At 33.5% G+C, this 16,309-nt stretch carries 18 protein-coding genes; 4 read left to right on the forward strand and 14 right to left on the reverse strand.

The window, feature by feature from the left end; genetic code table 11:
* Nucleotides 1–21: 21 nt before the first annotated feature.
* The 4 genes from brnQ4 to NSS74_RS13645 all read right to left on the reverse strand — a co-directional run bounded on the left by brnQ4 (nt 22) and on the right by NSS74_RS13645 (nt 3,864).
* A complete protein-coding gene (gene brnQ4 / locus NSS74_RS13630) occupies nt 22–1,359 on the reverse strand; it encodes a branched-chain amino acid transport system II carrier protein BrnQ4 (protein ID WP_407707965.1) in 1,338 nt (445 codons plus the stop codon).
* 441 nt (nt 1,360–1,800) lie between these two features.
* Nucleotides 1,801–2,448, reverse strand: coding sequence for a cyclic di-AMP binding protein CbpA (gene cbpA, locus NSS74_RS13635; RefSeq protein ID WP_002086040.1), 648 nt, complete (start codon nt 2,446–2,448; stop codon nt 1,801–1,803).
* Between the two features lie 175 nt (nt 2,449–2,623).
* Nucleotides 2,624–3,268: an HXXEE domain-containing protein gene (locus tag NSS74_RS13640; protein WP_002148541.1), complete on the reverse strand. Its 645-nt coding sequence runs from the start codon at nt 3,266–3,268 to the stop codon at nt 2,624–2,626.
* A gap of 8 nt (nt 3,269–3,276) precedes the next feature.
* A complete protein-coding gene (locus tag NSS74_RS13645) occupies nt 3,277–3,864 on the reverse strand; it encodes a TetR/AcrR family transcriptional regulator (RefSeq protein WP_002012456.1) in 588 nt (195 codons plus the stop codon).
* 350 nt (nt 3,865–4,214) lie between these two features.
* Between NSS74_RS13645 and NSS74_RS13650 the strand changes: the two genes are divergently transcribed.
* The 3 genes from NSS74_RS13650 (at nt 4,215) to NSS74_RS13660 (ending at nt 7,103) form a co-directional block, all read left to right on the forward strand.
* The gene (locus NSS74_RS13650; RefSeq protein WP_193653181.1) at nt 4,215–5,102 is read left to right on the forward strand and encodes a hypothetical protein; all 888 of its coding nucleotides are present in this window, start codon (nt 4,215–4,217) and stop codon (nt 5,100–5,102) included.
* A gap of 209 nt (nt 5,103–5,311) precedes the next feature.
* Complete coding sequence (locus NSS74_RS13655; RefSeq protein ID WP_002086044.1) at nt 5,312–6,619, forward strand: hemolysin family protein; 1,308 nt, start codon at nt 5,312–5,314, stop codon at nt 6,617–6,619.
* Nucleotide 6,620: 1 nt separating this feature from the next.
* Nucleotides 6,621–7,103 carry a DUF456 domain-containing protein gene (locus NSS74_RS13660; protein ID WP_000217328.1) on the forward strand — a complete coding sequence of 161 codons (483 nt, stop codon included), beginning with the start codon at nt 6,621–6,623 and terminating at the stop codon, nt 7,101–7,103.
* A gap of 24 nt (nt 7,104–7,127) precedes the next feature.
* On the opposite strand, the gene NSS74_RS13665 is transcribed toward NSS74_RS13660, so the two are convergent.
* From NSS74_RS13665 to cls, 4 genes are all read right to left on the reverse strand, one after another.
* Nucleotides 7,128–7,748, reverse strand: coding sequence for an NAD(P)-dependent oxidoreductase (locus NSS74_RS13665; RefSeq protein ID WP_340813802.1), 621 nt, complete (start codon nt 7,746–7,748; stop codon nt 7,128–7,130).
* A 239-nt stretch (nt 7,749–7,987) separates the two neighbouring features.
* Nucleotides 7,988–8,167 (reverse strand): hypothetical protein, encoded by a 180-nt coding sequence (locus NSS74_RS13670; RefSeq protein ID WP_002086048.1) that lies wholly within the window; start codon nt 8,165–8,167, stop codon nt 7,988–7,990.
* Nucleotides 8,168–8,364: 197 nt separating this feature from the next.
* Nucleotides 8,365–8,829: a spore coat protein gene (locus tag NSS74_RS13675; RefSeq protein ID WP_002012450.1), complete on the reverse strand. Its 465-nt coding sequence runs from the start codon at nt 8,827–8,829 to the stop codon at nt 8,365–8,367.
* A gap of 32 nt (nt 8,830–8,861) precedes the next feature.
* Nucleotides 8,862–10,046, reverse strand: coding sequence for a cardiolipin synthase (gene cls / locus NSS74_RS13680; protein ID WP_002141405.1), 1,185 nt, complete (start codon nt 10,044–10,046; stop codon nt 8,862–8,864).
* A 159-nt stretch (nt 10,047–10,205) separates the two neighbouring features.
* Between cls and NSS74_RS13685 the strand changes: the two genes are divergently transcribed.
* Entirely contained in the window at nt 10,206–10,292 is an 87-nt protein-coding gene (locus NSS74_RS13685; protein WP_000505094.1) for a YjcZ family sporulation protein, read from the forward strand.
* A 129-nt stretch (nt 10,293–10,421) separates the two neighbouring features.
* Here NSS74_RS13685 and NSS74_RS13690 read toward each other — a convergent pair whose 3' ends face one another.
* The 6 genes from NSS74_RS13690 to NSS74_RS13715 form a co-directional block, all read right to left on the reverse strand.
* Nucleotides 10,422–10,928 (reverse strand): acyl-CoA thioesterase, encoded by a 507-nt coding sequence (locus tag NSS74_RS13690; RefSeq protein WP_002012448.1) that lies wholly within the window; start codon nt 10,926–10,928, stop codon nt 10,422–10,424.
* A 119-nt stretch (nt 10,929–11,047) separates the two neighbouring features.
* On the reverse strand, nt 11,048–11,917 hold the full coding sequence (locus NSS74_RS13695) for a TIGR03943 family putative permease subunit (protein WP_340813804.1): 870 nt from the start codon (nt 11,915–11,917) through the stop codon (nt 11,048–11,050).
* A 3-nt stretch (nt 11,918–11,920) separates the two neighbouring features.
* On the reverse strand, nt 11,921–12,817 hold the full coding sequence (locus NSS74_RS13700; RefSeq protein ID WP_000418724.1) for a permease: 897 nt from the start codon (nt 12,815–12,817) through the stop codon (nt 11,921–11,923).
* Between the two features lie 198 nt (nt 12,818–13,015).
* The gene (locus NSS74_RS13705; RefSeq protein ID WP_000932392.1) at nt 13,016–13,957 is read right to left on the reverse strand and encodes a magnesium transporter CorA family protein; all 942 of its coding nucleotides are present in this window, start codon (nt 13,955–13,957) and stop codon (nt 13,016–13,018) included.
* A 184-nt stretch (nt 13,958–14,141) separates the two neighbouring features.
* Nucleotides 14,142–15,521 carry a putative polysaccharide biosynthesis protein gene (locus NSS74_RS13710; protein ID WP_002086052.1) on the reverse strand — a complete coding sequence of 460 codons (1,380 nt, stop codon included), beginning with the start codon at nt 15,519–15,521 and terminating at the stop codon, nt 14,142–14,144.
* A 96-nt stretch (nt 15,522–15,617) separates the two neighbouring features.
* Nucleotides 15,618–16,220 carry a DedA family protein gene (locus tag NSS74_RS13715; protein WP_000881203.1) on the reverse strand — a complete coding sequence of 201 codons (603 nt, stop codon included), beginning with the start codon at nt 16,218–16,220 and terminating at the stop codon, nt 15,618–15,620.
* Between the last annotated feature and the right edge of the window lie 89 nt (nt 16,221–16,309).

Consider the following 16,309-nt stretch of genomic DNA (forward strand, 5'->3'; position numbering starts at 1 on the left):
CCTTTAAAAAAAGAAAGGCGCCTAAGCACCTTTCTTTTGTAATTCACTTAATTCATTTGATTTATAGAAGAAGAAACCGAGAATCCCGCCAATACATGCTGGGATTAACCATCCTATTCCTTCTTTATATAATGGTAACATTTGTAGTACATTTGAAACCCCGTCAATTTTTATGTTCGCACTTTCTAAGCCATTAAATAAACTAATTGACAATGCACCTAATATTGCACCAATATAAATTGTATTTCGCTTTCCAATCCATTTATGGAAATATGAAAGTACGATTAATACGATTGCAACTGGATAAATAATCATTAACACTGGTAAAGTGACTGCGATTAATTGTGTTAAACCTAGGTTAGATACAATTAAACTAAACACACATACCATTGTTACAATCGTTTTATGCGAAAGTTTTGGGAATAAGTTTGTAAAGAAGCCAGCACAAGCTGATGTTAATCCAACAGAAGTTGTTAAACAAGCGAGTATAATAACAAGTCCTAATAAAATTTTACCACTTGTTCCATATAACTCATTTACAACATTCGTTAAAATAAGTCCACCATTCTCTGAGACACCAAGTGATGTACTTGTTGAACCAAGATAAGCAAGTGATAAATAGATTAACGTTAAACCAAGTACAGCAATAATACCTGATACAACTGTTATTTTTGCAATTTGACTACTCTCTTTTATCCCTTTAGAGCGGATAACTTGTACAACGACAATTCCAAATACGAGTGCGCTAATTGCATCCATCGTTAAATATCCTTGAATAAATCCACCAAAGAAAGCATTTTCTTTGTATGCCGCTAGCGGCGCAGCTGGTTCTCCAATCGGATCAATAATTGCCTTTCCGACAATAACAGCAACAATCAATACTAACAATGGTGTAAGAAATTTCCCGAACCAATCCACTAATTTAGATGGATTTAATGATAAATACCACGTTATTCCGAAGAAAACTATAGTGAAAAGAAATAGCATGTACCACTCAGAAACCATTGTCTCTGATAGAAATGGCTTCATACCCATTTCAAATGAAACAGCTCCAGTACGCGGAATCGCGAAAAATGGTCCAATCGCTAAATAACTAATCAATGGGAAAATAAACGCAAATATAGGGTGAACTCTAGAAGATAGCGCTTTCAAGTCCCCCTCTACAAACGCGACAGCTGTTACAGCTAATAGGGGTAATCCGACTCCCGTTACAAGGAATCCAATTGTAGCAATCCAAACATTTTCTCCTGCTTGTTGACCTAAAACTGGCGGGAAAATTAAATTTCCTGCTCCTAAAAATAGTGCAAATAACATTAAACCAATCGCTACCGTATCACCTGGCCTTAAACGTCCCTTCATGCTTTTCATTTGCATAGCACTTTTTCATTGTTTATATCTCTTTTCACAATATGCTATGCATCCTCCTCTCTGCTCAAGATGATAAAATATGCCCCTTACAAAGCAGTGTCTTTCTCCATAATTTCTCCATTCCCCTTATTCTTACTCTAATTATTAATTTTTGATTTTTTCGAAAATTTAACTCATCAGAGTGGTATAACGTGGAGTTTAGTTGTCAGACCTCTTTGTTTTTATCACACATATAGTAACATATTTAGTTGAAAAATAAAAACATATTTTCAATTTGATTTTTTTGAAAATCAAAATTATCTACATATACTTCCTTTATTTATTCTATTACACAAATATTTTTTAAAATTTACGATTCATATATTTTATTATATTTAGATATCTTTATGTGAAAGAAAGTAAAAGCCATCAAAAATAAGATGGCTTTACTTGTTAGTCTATCGTTTCAACTTCACGTGGATTTTTCATCTCTTCAACATACACAACTCTAAATCCATGATCTTCTAAATCCTTTAGCAATGTTTCTAATTCACTATCTTCAAACTCTTCTCCCAATGTAAACATTATTCTACGTACTAATAAAGCATCATTATCAAAAGTCATTAAGCTTTGAATACCAGTGTATTTCTTTAGCACTGTCGATAATTTTTGAATGGCCCCATTATAATCTTGTGTTCCAATCATGACAGAATATTTACTAGAATGGACTCCCCATGCATCTTCTAATAGTTCAAAAACTTTTTTATGAGTTAAAATACCAAGGAAGACCCCTTTTTCATCAACTACTGATAAATACGGTAGTTTTTTAATTGTAAAAAATACTTTAAAGAAGGAAGAGTCTTCTCTCACGTACCCATTTTTATCGTTCAATAATTGTAATACATTATCTTCAAGTGAACCTTTATATTCTAAAATATCTACTTTATATACATTCCCTAAAAACTTCTCTTTTTTTTCATCTAAAACTGGTACACAACGATACCCCGTTTTATTTAAATGTTCCAGCGTTTCCCTTATCGTAATTGAACTTGAGCAAAACAAAACTTCCCTCTTTGGCACATAATTCCCTTTAATCCTCATAAAAAAGCCTCCTTATGCTAAAATACTTTCTGTGCCATAACTATATTATATTTTCAGAAAAAAATAAATATATTATTTTATTTTTCTGAAAATTATTCATTTTTTCGTCATAATTTATTCATGAATCATTCACTTGTACTCTCTTCAGCATCAAAAATCCCTTCTGCATTCTGGATCACTTTACTGCATCATTGTACGGACCTAATTGCTTTTTAGAAAAATAATGATTTGTCTCCTTACTTTTCATTAACATATTTCCTTTTATAATTAAAAAATAGGTTGCTACTAGAAAATAGATCAGCCCTAATATCCAATCCAAATTTGTAGCTAGATTGTGTAAAAGAACATATCTCATATATGCATAACCAATCGGAACATGTAGTAATACAACCGCACCTAATCCCGGATTGTATATTGTTTTAGCTTTTATATTCGCAAAAATACCATGCCATATGAATTGAAAAAACCCCATTAAAATAGGTGCCATCCCAAGCCATATTATATTTTGAAAGAAAACCGGAAGTAAATAAAAAACATACGCAATCAAAATATTTATTACCATAGCAGATTGCGTATTTAATGGATAGCGATCTGGTATATCACTTTTAAATATAACTACATTAAACAGACCAGCGAAATAACCTGGCCAACGATACTCTTCAAATTGATGCACTAAAATGGCTACAAAACTTAACGCTAACAGTACTTTTATTTCACTTATTTCTCCCAAATTCGCGACTAAACAAACAACGACAACAATAGCCACAACTAACCCTATATCATACCAATGCTTTCTAAAGAAACTAACCATCTCTATCACCCACTATCTCAATTTTTATAAAAATAGCGTTCAAATAGGAAATCAATCTGTTTTTCTATAGGCAGTACTCTGATATCTGCTCCTGATTCAAGAATTGGCATCATTAATGCTGGAAGAAAAATGGATCCAAATATTTGCACTGTCATCATCATTAAAATTTCCTGATCCGCTTCATTTGTTATTTCGCTCAAAATATTCTTCACTTTACTAAAACCTAGCCTCTTCAAAAAATCTCCATATTCGTATTGAGATGTAAATACCGTAGTTCCCATTGCAATAATCTTCCTGACTAACTCAGGATATTGCCGAATTACTAGTACATAATCAAATAAAAATATTTTTAATCTTTCTTTCGCTGGTACTGTAATATCATCTAAAATAGAAAAAGTGCCTTGGAAGCTAATTAACAAAACTTTAATCGCCTCACTAATCAACTTTTCTTTTGAACCAAAATGGTAATTTACAAGCGCAATATTTACATCTGACAATGATGCAATTTTCCTTATCGTTACCCTTTCAAAACCTTCGTTTTTAATTAACTCCAAGGTTGTATTTAAAATCTTTTCTTTCGTTGATATGTTTTCATTTCCCCCCAACTTATCTCCCCCTCTAGAATTTATCGATTAAACAATGATTTAAACACTGTTTAACTTTATGGTATCACTTTCCAATTTGAAAAATCAATTTAATCCTTTCGACATTTACCTACATTTCTTTTCATTCATCCCATACAAAAAACGTGAAAATGCTAAACTGTTCACGTTTTTTGTATGGATGCTGTTATATACCCTCTCCTGCTTTATATCCCACACATAAAATAAATTTCTAAAAATAATTTAAAACTATCCATATACCAATAGGTAAAGAAAAATATATTGTAACTTCCCCTGAAAAAAGCTAAAATAAGAATAAGAATTTTCTGAATATTCTAAGAGTAGGTGTTTGTATGTCCTTATTGCGCTCACATATATGTAAATTTATAGCCGGTGTTTTGATTATTTTTGTCATAAGTCCCCTTCCAGCATTATTCATTACACATAATTACTCCTACTTAACTGGATTTGTAAGCATTTTTCATAATTTAGCACAGCCTTCTTCCATTTCAATTCCAACAATTGATTGGATGCATGAGCCTATCCTTTTCTCAGCAAATCAGCTTGTACATACACAAAATATACTACATATCTCTAACCATTCGTCACCACTGTTCCCCTACATATGGGAAATATATTTTTTATCAATCGTTCGTTTCACATTCACTCTTGTAATCGGTTTCTTTATAAGTCTAGGAATTGGCCATCTATTTTTAAAAGCACCAAAATCATTAAAAAAGTGTAGTTCTTTATTTCGCTGGATACCGTATTCTTTTGGCACTGTGATATTACAATGTTCAGTCCTATTATCACTTCTCTACATATCTAAATTCATAAAGTTTCCTTTCTTCTCTTCTTTTATCATCGTATGTAGCACTTCGATGATAATCGTTATGCAAGCAATTAAAAAATGGCTACCGTTCTTAAATACTACTAATGAATACGAAATAAAAAATTCATCTTTCCTTGTTGATACGTTATTTATTGCGCTTACTTCCAATCATAAATCTATTTTGAGTTCCATTATTCTTTCATTCGTTTTTATGGAATGTATTTTTCATACAAACGGACTATTACAATTTATCGTCCAATTTGGTAGAAATGCACCTATAGTTGTCACAATTGGTTTATTACTACTTTATATTCCATATAGCATCTTATCGTTTCTCCAAGCTTTATGGACAACAAACCACTCTAAACAAAACACGTATACTTTAACTAGAAGTATTTCGAAACCATAACATAGAATAACCGTCTACTTAAATTAAAAGTAGACGGTTATTCCTATTATATAGAGGACAAAATAACAGCAAATTAAAAAACTACTATAGAAACCTACCATTATTTACCCATTTTCTTTGACTAATCTTTTCATTTGGATTTATTATAAAAGTATAACATAATTACAGGAGGTGACATCTTTATTCCAAATTAGGAATAAAGAACACACTTGGACATATTAAATATTTTTCTCATCTTTATACTTATCCTTATTTCTGGTTTTTTCGTTGCTTCAGAATTCGCTGTCGTAAAAGTACGAAAAAGTCGAATTGACCAGCTTGCTAATGAAGGTAATAAACAAGCATTAGCTGCAAGAAGCGTTTTATCTAACTTAGACGTTTATTTATCCGCTTGTCAGCTTGGCATTACTATCACCTCTTTAGGACTTGGTTGGCTTGGTGAACCAACTGTGGAACATTTACTGCGACCACTATTTGAAAAAATCAATATTACTGGAACAATGGCTAACACGTTATCCTTTATTATTGCTTTTAGTGTGATTACTTTTTTCCATGTTGTATTAGGCGAGTTAGTTCCTAAGTCTTTCGCAATCCAAAAAGCTGAAGCAATCACATTAAAATTTGCAAAACCACTTATTTTATTTGATAAAATTATGTATCCGTTCATTTGGCTTCTCAATAGTGCAGCTATATTTTTCACAAAATTACTCGGTTTAGAGCCTGCGAAAGAAAATGAACTTGCCCATTCCGAAGAAGAACTACGACTCATTTTAGGTGAAAGCTATAAAAGCGGCGAAATTAATCAAACCGAATATAAATATGTAAATAATATTTTTGAATTTGATGATCGTGTTGCTAAAGAAATTATGGTACCTAGAACTGAAATGGTTTGTTTATCTACTGAAAATACGTTAGAAGAAAATATGAAAATCGTTGCAACTGAAAAGTATACACGTTATCCTATTATTGAAAAGGATAAAGATGATATTATCGGAATGATAAATACGAAAGAGATTTTTCATAATCAAACAAAAGGCATTTACAAACCACTTGATGCCTACATACATCCTGTTTTAACTGTATTTGAAACAGTTCCCATTCGTAAAACGTTAATACACCTCCAAAAGAACCGCGTACAAATGGCGATTGTTATGGATGAATACGGCGGAACTGCTGGCCTTTTAACGATGGAGGATATTCTTGAAGAAATTATCGGAGAAATTCAAGATGAATTTGACGCAGACGAATCACCAATGATTGAAAAGCGTACTCCTAGGCTTACTGTTTTAGATGGGAAAGTACTCATTTCTGAAGTAAATGATATGTTTGGCCTACATATCGATGAAAGTGATTTAGATACAATTGGTGGTTGGCTTCTCTCTCAATCAATTGATTTAAATATTGAGGCTGGCTATTCAGTTGAATATGATGGTTTTCAATTTAAAGCATTAGAACTTGATGGGCATCAAATTAAAAAGATTGCTGTACATAAATTAGATACTACAAAGGAGCTATAAAGTGACTGTTTTACTAACAATTTGTATCATTGCTTGTTTCATTGTTTCATTTCTTGCCTTTATATACCCCATTATCCCTGGCATCCTTGCCGTATGGGCTGGCTATTTCATTTATCATTTTGGAATAAACGGCGGAGAGTTAACGACATCTTTTTGGATTATTCAAGTCATTTTTACACTCTTCATTTTCGTTGCTGACTTTATTGCAAATGGATATTTCCTAAAAAAATACGGAAGTACAAAATCGGGCGAACGTGTTGGTATGGTTTCTATCATTGTCGGATCGTTCTTCTTCCCACCATTCGGGCTTATTATCATACCGTTCTTATCTGTATTTATTACGGAACTAATGCATAAAAAGGCGCCAAAAGACGCCCTTTTAGTCGGAATTGCAACTGTTGTCGGTTTTTTAAGTAGTACAGTAGCCAAAGCCATTCTCCAAATCATTATGATTATCATCTTTGTATGCTATATCATTTTTTAGCCATCCCTATTTTGGGATGGTTTTTTAATATGAAATACCTACTCGGCTTTTCTCGTATAAGCTTTTATTACGTAAACTCCATGTAAACTGAGCTGTATCACCAACTGTGATTTTCGATCCATCTGTTGGCAACATATCTTGTTCAGTTCGATATACACCGGTTACATCACCATCTATTAAATGCGTCGGACAAACAACAGTCCAACATAGTTTACTATTATTCAGCGCTTCATAAGCAGCTAAATGATCTTCCGCAGCTGTTGTCATTTTTCTTTTCGATTCTTTTGATTGGAAACGATATATACTTGGGTTTGTTCGTGCTTGTAAAATACCAGCAGTTCCTATTGTAACAATTTTCTTTATGCCCTCTTCTTCCATTTGCTTTATAATAATCGGTACACTCTTCTCTAACGTCCCATTCCGATCAGTTCCAAGAGCACTAATTACAATATCACATCCTTTAATCGCTTCCTTTATATCATCTCCGCTTAATACATTTCCCTTAATAACTTGCAACCTTACATGCTCTGTTTTCACTCTACTCAAATCACGAACTAATACCGTTACTTCATATGAATCTTGTAATGCCAATTTCATAATGTGTGATCCTACTCTACCTGTCGCTCCTAATATGCATACTTTCATATATTATCCCCTCTTCCATTCTTTCTCTCTATTTTTCCGCAAAACTTACAAATATACAACAAAAAAGCTCCCTCGTATATGTGAGGAAGCTCTGTTATCCATTTATCCCGCTATTTGCGGGCAGTAAATTCGGCGAATGCGAGGAAATTAGGTGGGAGATAACTGCCCGTAAATGCCCGATTGGTGAAGGCTAGTAATCAGTGGGGATGGACAAAATCCCCACTGATTAAAGTTTCACTTTATTTCTTTTCTTTCGAATCAGAAGATTTTTCTGTTCCACTTGTTTCTTTATCTTTCTTTTCATCTTGCTGCGAAGTTGTGTCATCCTCTTTCTTTTTATCCTCATCTTTACTACAACCTACCATTAATAAAGAACTTGCAAGTGCCATAGCAGTTAATGACTTAACCCATTTGTTCATTTGCGTTTCCTCCCTTTGATAGAATATGTACAATCCCATATTACTCTTTTTTTTTAAAGGGAAGATTTAAAAACAGTAAAGATATTGTAAACTTTTGTAAATATTCCGATAACACAACTGGTTTTTCTCAATTCTTCTAATTGAGCCTTTCATTAGACATAAAAAAACTAAGACGCCTTTCATTCCGTCTTAGTTTTTCACGCAAACTTCTCACTTTCATTTTCATATAAATGTTTAATTTTATATTCCTTCTTCACAACATATTGCCAAACACTATAAGCATAACGATTCATTTTCACAAAACAATTTTCCAAGAAAGAACGAAACTCTGGGTTCGCAACTTCCACTGCAACTTGAGCAAACTTTAATGCTAATCGTTTCAAATGTGAAATATAACAAATAGCAATCCCAATATCCCCTGTATACTCATTATCTGTTTCCCTATCCATTTCAGTAAATTCCGGCCACATTTGTTTACAAGTTATATGTTGTATATTTTCTCCTTCTTGAAAATTCACTTGTTCATTATATGCTTGTAACATATACGGCAAATGATGCTGTAATATATCCTTTAATTCTTCATCTCGAACCTTGCTCGTGTATTCTCCAACTTTATATATAAGTGTGTAACTATATGTCATCAATTCTTTCATACAATCCATTAAAGCGCCTCCCTTCCTATTTCATCTCTATACTATAAATATGATGCGATAACATTTGATATTCTTGCTAGAAACCAATCCCATCTACTAATTTTCTCAAAATCTTCTTCAGAAAATCGTTTTGATTTATGAAAGTCTTCTTTTAATCGATTCCATACGTCAGCAACGACTGTCTTATCATATATGAAACAGTTAGATTCGTTATTTAAGTAAAAACTTCTATTATCAAAATTTGCTGTACCAATATCAACCATTTCCTCATCGATGATTGTTACTTTCCCATGAAAAAATCCATTTCGATATTGATAAATCTCCGCTCCAGCATCTAACATGTCTTTCAAATAAGGATAGGCAGCCTGTTTTAGCAATACTGCATCACTTTTAAATGGGACGAGGATTTTTACATGGACACCACGATTTAATGCATCTTTCAGCCCCTTCACCATTTCTTTACTCGGTACAAAATATGGTGTAGCGATAATTAAAGAATGTTTTGCCTTCTTTAAAAACGCTCCATACTCCTTCCATAAACCTTTTCCATTCGAAAATACGTATTGATATTTTACATTTCCTTGTACAGGTAACTCTTGGTGTATAGGAAACTTTTCTCCCGTATCTTCTTGCCAGTCTTCCGCAAACTTCCGTTCCATATCAGTAGCTCCATTCCCTTCGATGCGTACATGATAATCACGCCACGGACCAAATTTAGGATCCTGTCCAAGATATTCCTTTCCGATATTGAAGCCACCAATGTACGAAACTTTCCCATCTATAGTAACAATGCGTCTATGATTACGTTGATGCAAAGAATAAAATAAGTTTTTTAATTTAGGTTTTTTACTAAATGTAAACTTCACGCCTTTTTCTTTTAATTGATTAATTATCTTTTTCTTAAGCTTATATCCGCCAATGCGATCTACTGACAATTTCACATCTACTCCGCTAGATGCTTTTTTCTCTAATAACTGTAAAAACTTTTGGCTTACTTCATCTTTTCCTACAATATAAAAATGAACATACACATTCTTTTCTGCACGATTTATATCCTCAAATAAACTTTTATATAACTCATCACCGTTCGTATATACTTGAAAATCCCCTGATCGGATTTTTTCTAATTCATATCCACTAGCCATTTTCTTCCCCATTTCCACATCAACGTTCATCCATATGAATACACCTATAAAACAAATTATTACAATTAAAAAGCGCTTCATGGATACGTTCCTTTCTCTAACTACTGTTATTCCTATATCTTTCCTTTTTTAAAACATTATCATACAAAAAATATGTCATTGCATGATATACGTCCATATCAAACAGGAGCTCATCTGCATATTGTATGTTGTATCTTAAAATAAAAGGAGGAAATAACAATGGGCTTCGCACATGGTAATGGATTTGCGCTACTAGTCGTATTATTTATCCTCTTAATTATCGTCGGTGCTGCTTGCTTCTGCTAAGCAGTTATTGTAGTACGATATGGGGATGAAAAAACTATAAAAGCGGACACCTATTTTTAGGTGTCCGCTTTTCATTTCAAAAATCTCCTAACCTATTACAAAATAGTACCACTAGGAAAGTATTTTACATCAAAAAGTTAGCAGTGTAGCTACCTTCTTACTCTCTGCCTTACGAATATGGCGCTGTTCTGCACGTAACACAGCAATTCGATGCAATTCTTTCTCCTCTTCTGTCTCAGGGATAACACGCGGTACAGGAACTGGATTATTCTCCTTACTAAGCGCAACAAAAGTAACGAATGAAGTTGCTGCTACACGTTTTTTACCTGAAATTAAATCTTCTGCTACTACTTTCACAAATATCTCCATAGAAGTTCTTCCCGTCCAAATTACGAAAGATTCATAACTAACACAATCTGAAGAACGTACTGGATGTAAGAAATCTACCCAATCCATAGACGCTGTGACACATTCCATTCTCGAGTGTCTCGTTGCTGAAATTGAAGCAACCATATCCATCTCCGCCAATATCTTTCCACCAAATAGCGTGTTATGATCATTTAAATCCGTTGGAAATACTCGACTCGTTTTAAACACCCTTGATTCATTAGCTGTTTTACCCTTTACTTCAGTCATTGTTATCACCCCTTTAATTATTTATCCCTAATATCCCAATATACACTACACCTCATGAACTACACGTTTAATATTAACAATTTTTAGAACTTTTAGTCCATAAAAAAGAACCGATTTTATCAATCGGCTCCTCTAAATACATATTGTTCTTTCGGCTGTTCAACTTTATTCCATTTCGTTACTTCTAACACTGGAATATTCGCATGAAACGGCTGATAAAATTCAGTTGAAATTTCTCCCTCTATCTGAATCCAATCATCATTTTTCCACTCTACACCTTCTGGTTTTTTAACTAACATACCATATACACCCGAATCGGCAACACAATGTATAATGCCGAAACGGAATAAGAAATATTGTTCCTTTTTAGAAGAATCATCTCGGAAAACAAATCCTTTATAAGACAGGGTTTTACCAGTAAATTCACCAGGATAATTATAAATTGTCTCCATACCCTTTAAGAAATCTTCATCTTTTAAAGTGATATTATCTTTCGTAACAAACTCTTTCTTCCCTTTTTCCATTACACCACGATATCCTTCTTTCCCGTAATAAATACTCGTGTCAGGTCTTAGAAATTGCCTTGTCATAAATGGATCTTTACTTTCTGCTTGCGCTACTGGAAAATGGAATCCCTTCGCCTTAACAATATCGGAATCTAATGTTGCAATTGGGAAAAACAATCCTGTAATGATTGGAAAACAGAATAACGTGTAAGAAAACACTTTTTTCCACCATGTATTCTCATCTTTCGAATGATCATGCCCACAATGACTATGATCACAACTACAATCCTGTTTCTCTTTTTCCTTTTGGTGCTCTTTTTGGAAAACGATAATAATTTGTACAATCGTTAAGAAACCTAAAATAATAGCAGCAGTTTTTGATAAATAGGCGTACTTCATATTTATATACTTCGTAATGTTACCGGAAATATGAAGCTGTCCAATTAAAATTGTAAAGCCTAATAATATATATGCTCGAAACATAACCTACCACCCCATCGCATAAATGAGTAGTGAGCTTGCATAAACAACAAGTGTAACTGTAACCGTCACAACAATTACAAATTTCGTTTTAAACGTTGCAAGCATCATAAACATATTTTTAATATCCACCATCGGTCCATATACGAGGAACGCGACAAGTGACGCTGTTGAAAATGTACTTTGGAATGACGAAGCAATAAACGCATCCGCTTCTGAACAAAGTGATAATATGTAAGCAAGCCCCATCATAACAGCTGGTGAAGAGAACGGCCCTTGTCCTATAGCAAGAAGTGTTGAAGTTTGTACGAACGTTTGAACTGCCGCTGCAATTAACGCACCTAATACTAAATATTTTCCCATCGAGAAAAATTCCTCAACAGCATGCGTACATACATCCCACATTTTTTTACGTAATGGACGCTTATGATTCACTTCTGGGAAGTGATCATCTCGTAATTGATGTTCTTTAAACATAAATGATAATATAATTCCAACGATAATTGCTACGATAATCGCTACAATAGAACGATACCATACCATGTGCATACTACTTCCAAAGGCAACGTATGTTGCAAATAATACGACTGGATTAATGATTGGTCCAGTTAACATAAATGCAATCCCGGCATAGGGCGGAACCCCTTTTCCGATTAATCGCCTTACAATCGGAACGATTCCACATTCACAGCCCGGAAACATCATCCCTAAAAAAGTAGCCATTAAAACAGACAGAAATCGATTTTTCGGCATCCATTTTGCTACCATATCTTCTGTTACAAACATTTGAATGAATCCTGAAATAAATACACCAATGAGCACAAAAGGAAGTGCTTCGATCAATATGGAGATAAAAATTGTATTCATTTGCAGGAATGCTTTCGGTAATTGAAACAATTCCATGATGTATTTCCTCCAACTTTTCATTAACAATATGTAATTTTAACCTCATTTTATGAATTGGACAAGACTTATACGGAATTCACCCCTTTCATATACATTACATTTTATAAGTTATATTCTATTCAAAATTTAGGATTTCATAGCAAAAAAGCTGCTCTAGCGCAGTTACACAACTATGCTAGAGCAGCTTTCTTCTCGTTAAAAGTAACGTTTCTTCCAAAAAACAAACGCTAATGTGAAAGATAGTGTTACACATATTATGAGTACAATTACAAAACCATGTGCTTCCCCTTCAAACGGAACCTTTACGTTCATTCCAAAGAAACTAGAAACCATCGTTGGTAACGATAAAATGATTGTAATAGACGTTAACAGTTTCATAACACTATTTAAATTATTTGATATAACAGAGCTAAAAGTATTCATCATTCCACTTAAAATGTGACTATATATTTCCGCCATTTCAATAGCCTGCTTATTTTCAATTAATACATCTTCTAGTAAATCTTGATCGTCTTCATACATTTTTAAAAATGTACTGTTACGCATTAATTTTTGAATTACAATTTTATTCGCCTTTAATGATGTTGTAAAGTAAACTAAACTTTTTTCAAGGCCCAGCAATGTAAAAATTTCTTTATTTTTCATCGACTTATTTAATTGGTGCTCTAAATCGATTGTTTTTCTGTTAATTTGCTTTAAGTATCTTAAATAATAAGTAGAAATCGTATATAAGAGCTGAAGTGCAAAGCGCGTCTTTTTAAACGTATAAAATTCTTTAATACGTTGATTAATAAAGCGTTCAAAAATTGGATTTTCTTCTAAACAAATTGTCACAAAGCAATCTGGCATTACAATCATACCTATTGGAATCGTGTCATAAATCGAATTTCCTTCTTCATCATGTCTAACTGTTGGAATATCCACGATAATTAAAGTATTATTGTCTTCCTTTTCAATACGAGAGCGTTCTTCATCATCTAAAGGGTCTTTAATGAAATCTAAGTCTACATTTAACGTTTGTACTAGATATTGAATTTCTTCTTCCGTTGGATGAAGTACATTAATCCAGCAACCCTTTTGCATTTCCTCAACCTCTTGTAGTTTTCCGTTTCGGTCTGTTAAATAAATATTTAACATACTATCACCCCGATTCTTTTTACATGTAGGAATCTACCTCTCTTACATAACAGTTTTTGAACCGCCATTCTCAGCATATGAAACATACGTTTAAATTTCAATAGAAAAATTATTTTGAAAACGTTTTTATAAGAAAAATATTCTAAACAAAGAAAAAGACAGAGTGCTCTCTGCCTTAAAAAGCTTATGTTGCCTTTATAACATATTTAGAAAGCATCCACAAGTTAAAGCCAACTGAAATCGTATAACCAGCGTATGTTGAAATAATAAAACTTACATAATCGAAATACGGAAGCAATACGATATTTAAAACTATCTTCACAATAATACCAATTACTAATCCTAGCACTGTTTTCTGTTGTTGATTAATTCCTTGTAACATCGCAGCTGTTACTGTAAAAAGCGAAAATAGTATACAGGCAGGAGCATAATACTGTAAAATAACTCTCCCCATCTCCGGATCATTTCCGGCACCAAATAAAAGAGTATATACTGGTTTTGCTAACAACATCATTCCAATCGCCGCTGGTACCGTAATACCTACTACTAATACATTCGTCCTCGTAAAATGTTTGTACAGTAACTTCACATTCCCTGCTGTATAGGCTTTTGTCATCTCAGGTACGAGAGACATACTAAAAGCAGTCGCAACGGAAACCGGGATAAGTACAACCATCTGGACAAGACCAATTATCGCATTAATCTTCTCCGCTTCTCCTTGCATATACCCTATTTGTATAAGTAGTTTATTAATTGTAAATGTATCAATCGTCTGATATAACGGAATCGCTAATCCAACTACAACGAAAGGAATAGAATATGTAAACAGTTCTCTATACAACGAAAAAAAAGTTTTCGTCGTTTGTGGTATACTGGCAATCTCTTTTTTCTTTAAATGTTTTCTCCTTCTTATATAATACGCACTTAAAACACTTAATCCACCTAGTGCTCCCATAAATGCTCCAAACGTTGAAATACCAACTGCCAACGAAACAGAAGCTTTTATAACATATAAAACGACAAAGCTTCCTATCAAAATAGTTAAGACCCGAAAAAATTGCTCTACAACTACACTGAGCGCAGAAGGTCCCATAGATTGAAAACCTTGAAAGAAACCACGTAACAAGCTCATTACAGGAACGAGTATTAACGCAAAACTTACAATTTGAATATTGTGCGTGACAGCTACCACACTATTCCCCGACTGATCATTTCCATCAATCACAAGTTTAGCTAAATGTGGTGCTAACATATATAATGCTAAACAAGAAATAACGCCCATAATGACCATAAAAACGATACCACTCTTTAGCACTCTCTTAACAGTGTGATAATCATTGAGTTGATCATATTTTGAAACCATTTTTGAAACGGCAAGTGGTAATCCCATCGTTGCAATACTAAGCATAATTGTATAAGGACGGTATGCATACGTATATAATACGTACCCACTCGTACCCACCATTGCTGTAAATGGTATAACATATATAAACCCTAACATTTTAGATATCATCGTTGCCATCGTTAAAAATATCGTTCCACGTAAAAACGGTGATCCTTTCATCACATTCCCCCGCTACGCTTTATTATTACACATTATGGACAACTCCTTTTTTTTAGAACTGAAACAATAAAAAAAGCCAATGAAAAATCATTGACTTTAACGCGCTGCTTTTTTCTTTTTTAAATACTTTAAACCGAAGTATAGAGCAACAAAGAGAACAGCCCCTATAATTATGTAATGTGTGTAATCAGATGCATACTCTTTAATGTGTCGCCAATTTCCACCAAGCTTTTCACCTAAGTATATAAATAGTATTGACCATGGAATAATCGCAACTACTGTATATAGTGTAAATAGTTTTAACGGCATTTTAGCTAATCCTGCTGGAATAGAGATTGCATGACGTACTACTGGGATAAAGCGTGCAGAAAAGATTACTCCTGCTCCGTAACGCTTAAACCAACCTTCGGCTATGTCTAAATGGTGTTTATTAATAAGTAGATATTTCCCATATTTCTCTACAACCGGACGCCCTCCGTAATATCCAAGCCAGTATAAAAAGATTTGGGCTAAAGTACCACCAATAGTTCCGGCGATAACTGCACCGACAAAACTAATTTTACCATCCGCTACTAAAAATCCAGCATACGAAAGTACAATTTCACTCGGGATAATTTCAATCATTAAAGCTAGCGCTACTCCAAAGTAACCTAGGCTTGCAAAAAATTGCAATAACTGATCTATTATGCTTGCTAACATTTTATTTTCTATCTCCTTTTTTCTTCACATACCATCCCATTATTACATAAAGGTCGCATTCTGCCAATATCTTCATTTCAACAATATCA

It is taken from the genome of Bacillus sp. FSL E2-8868, assembly GCF_038005505.1.
Taxonomy (GTDB): Bacteria; Bacillota; Bacilli; order Bacillales; family Bacillaceae_G; genus Bacillus_A; species Bacillus_A mycoides.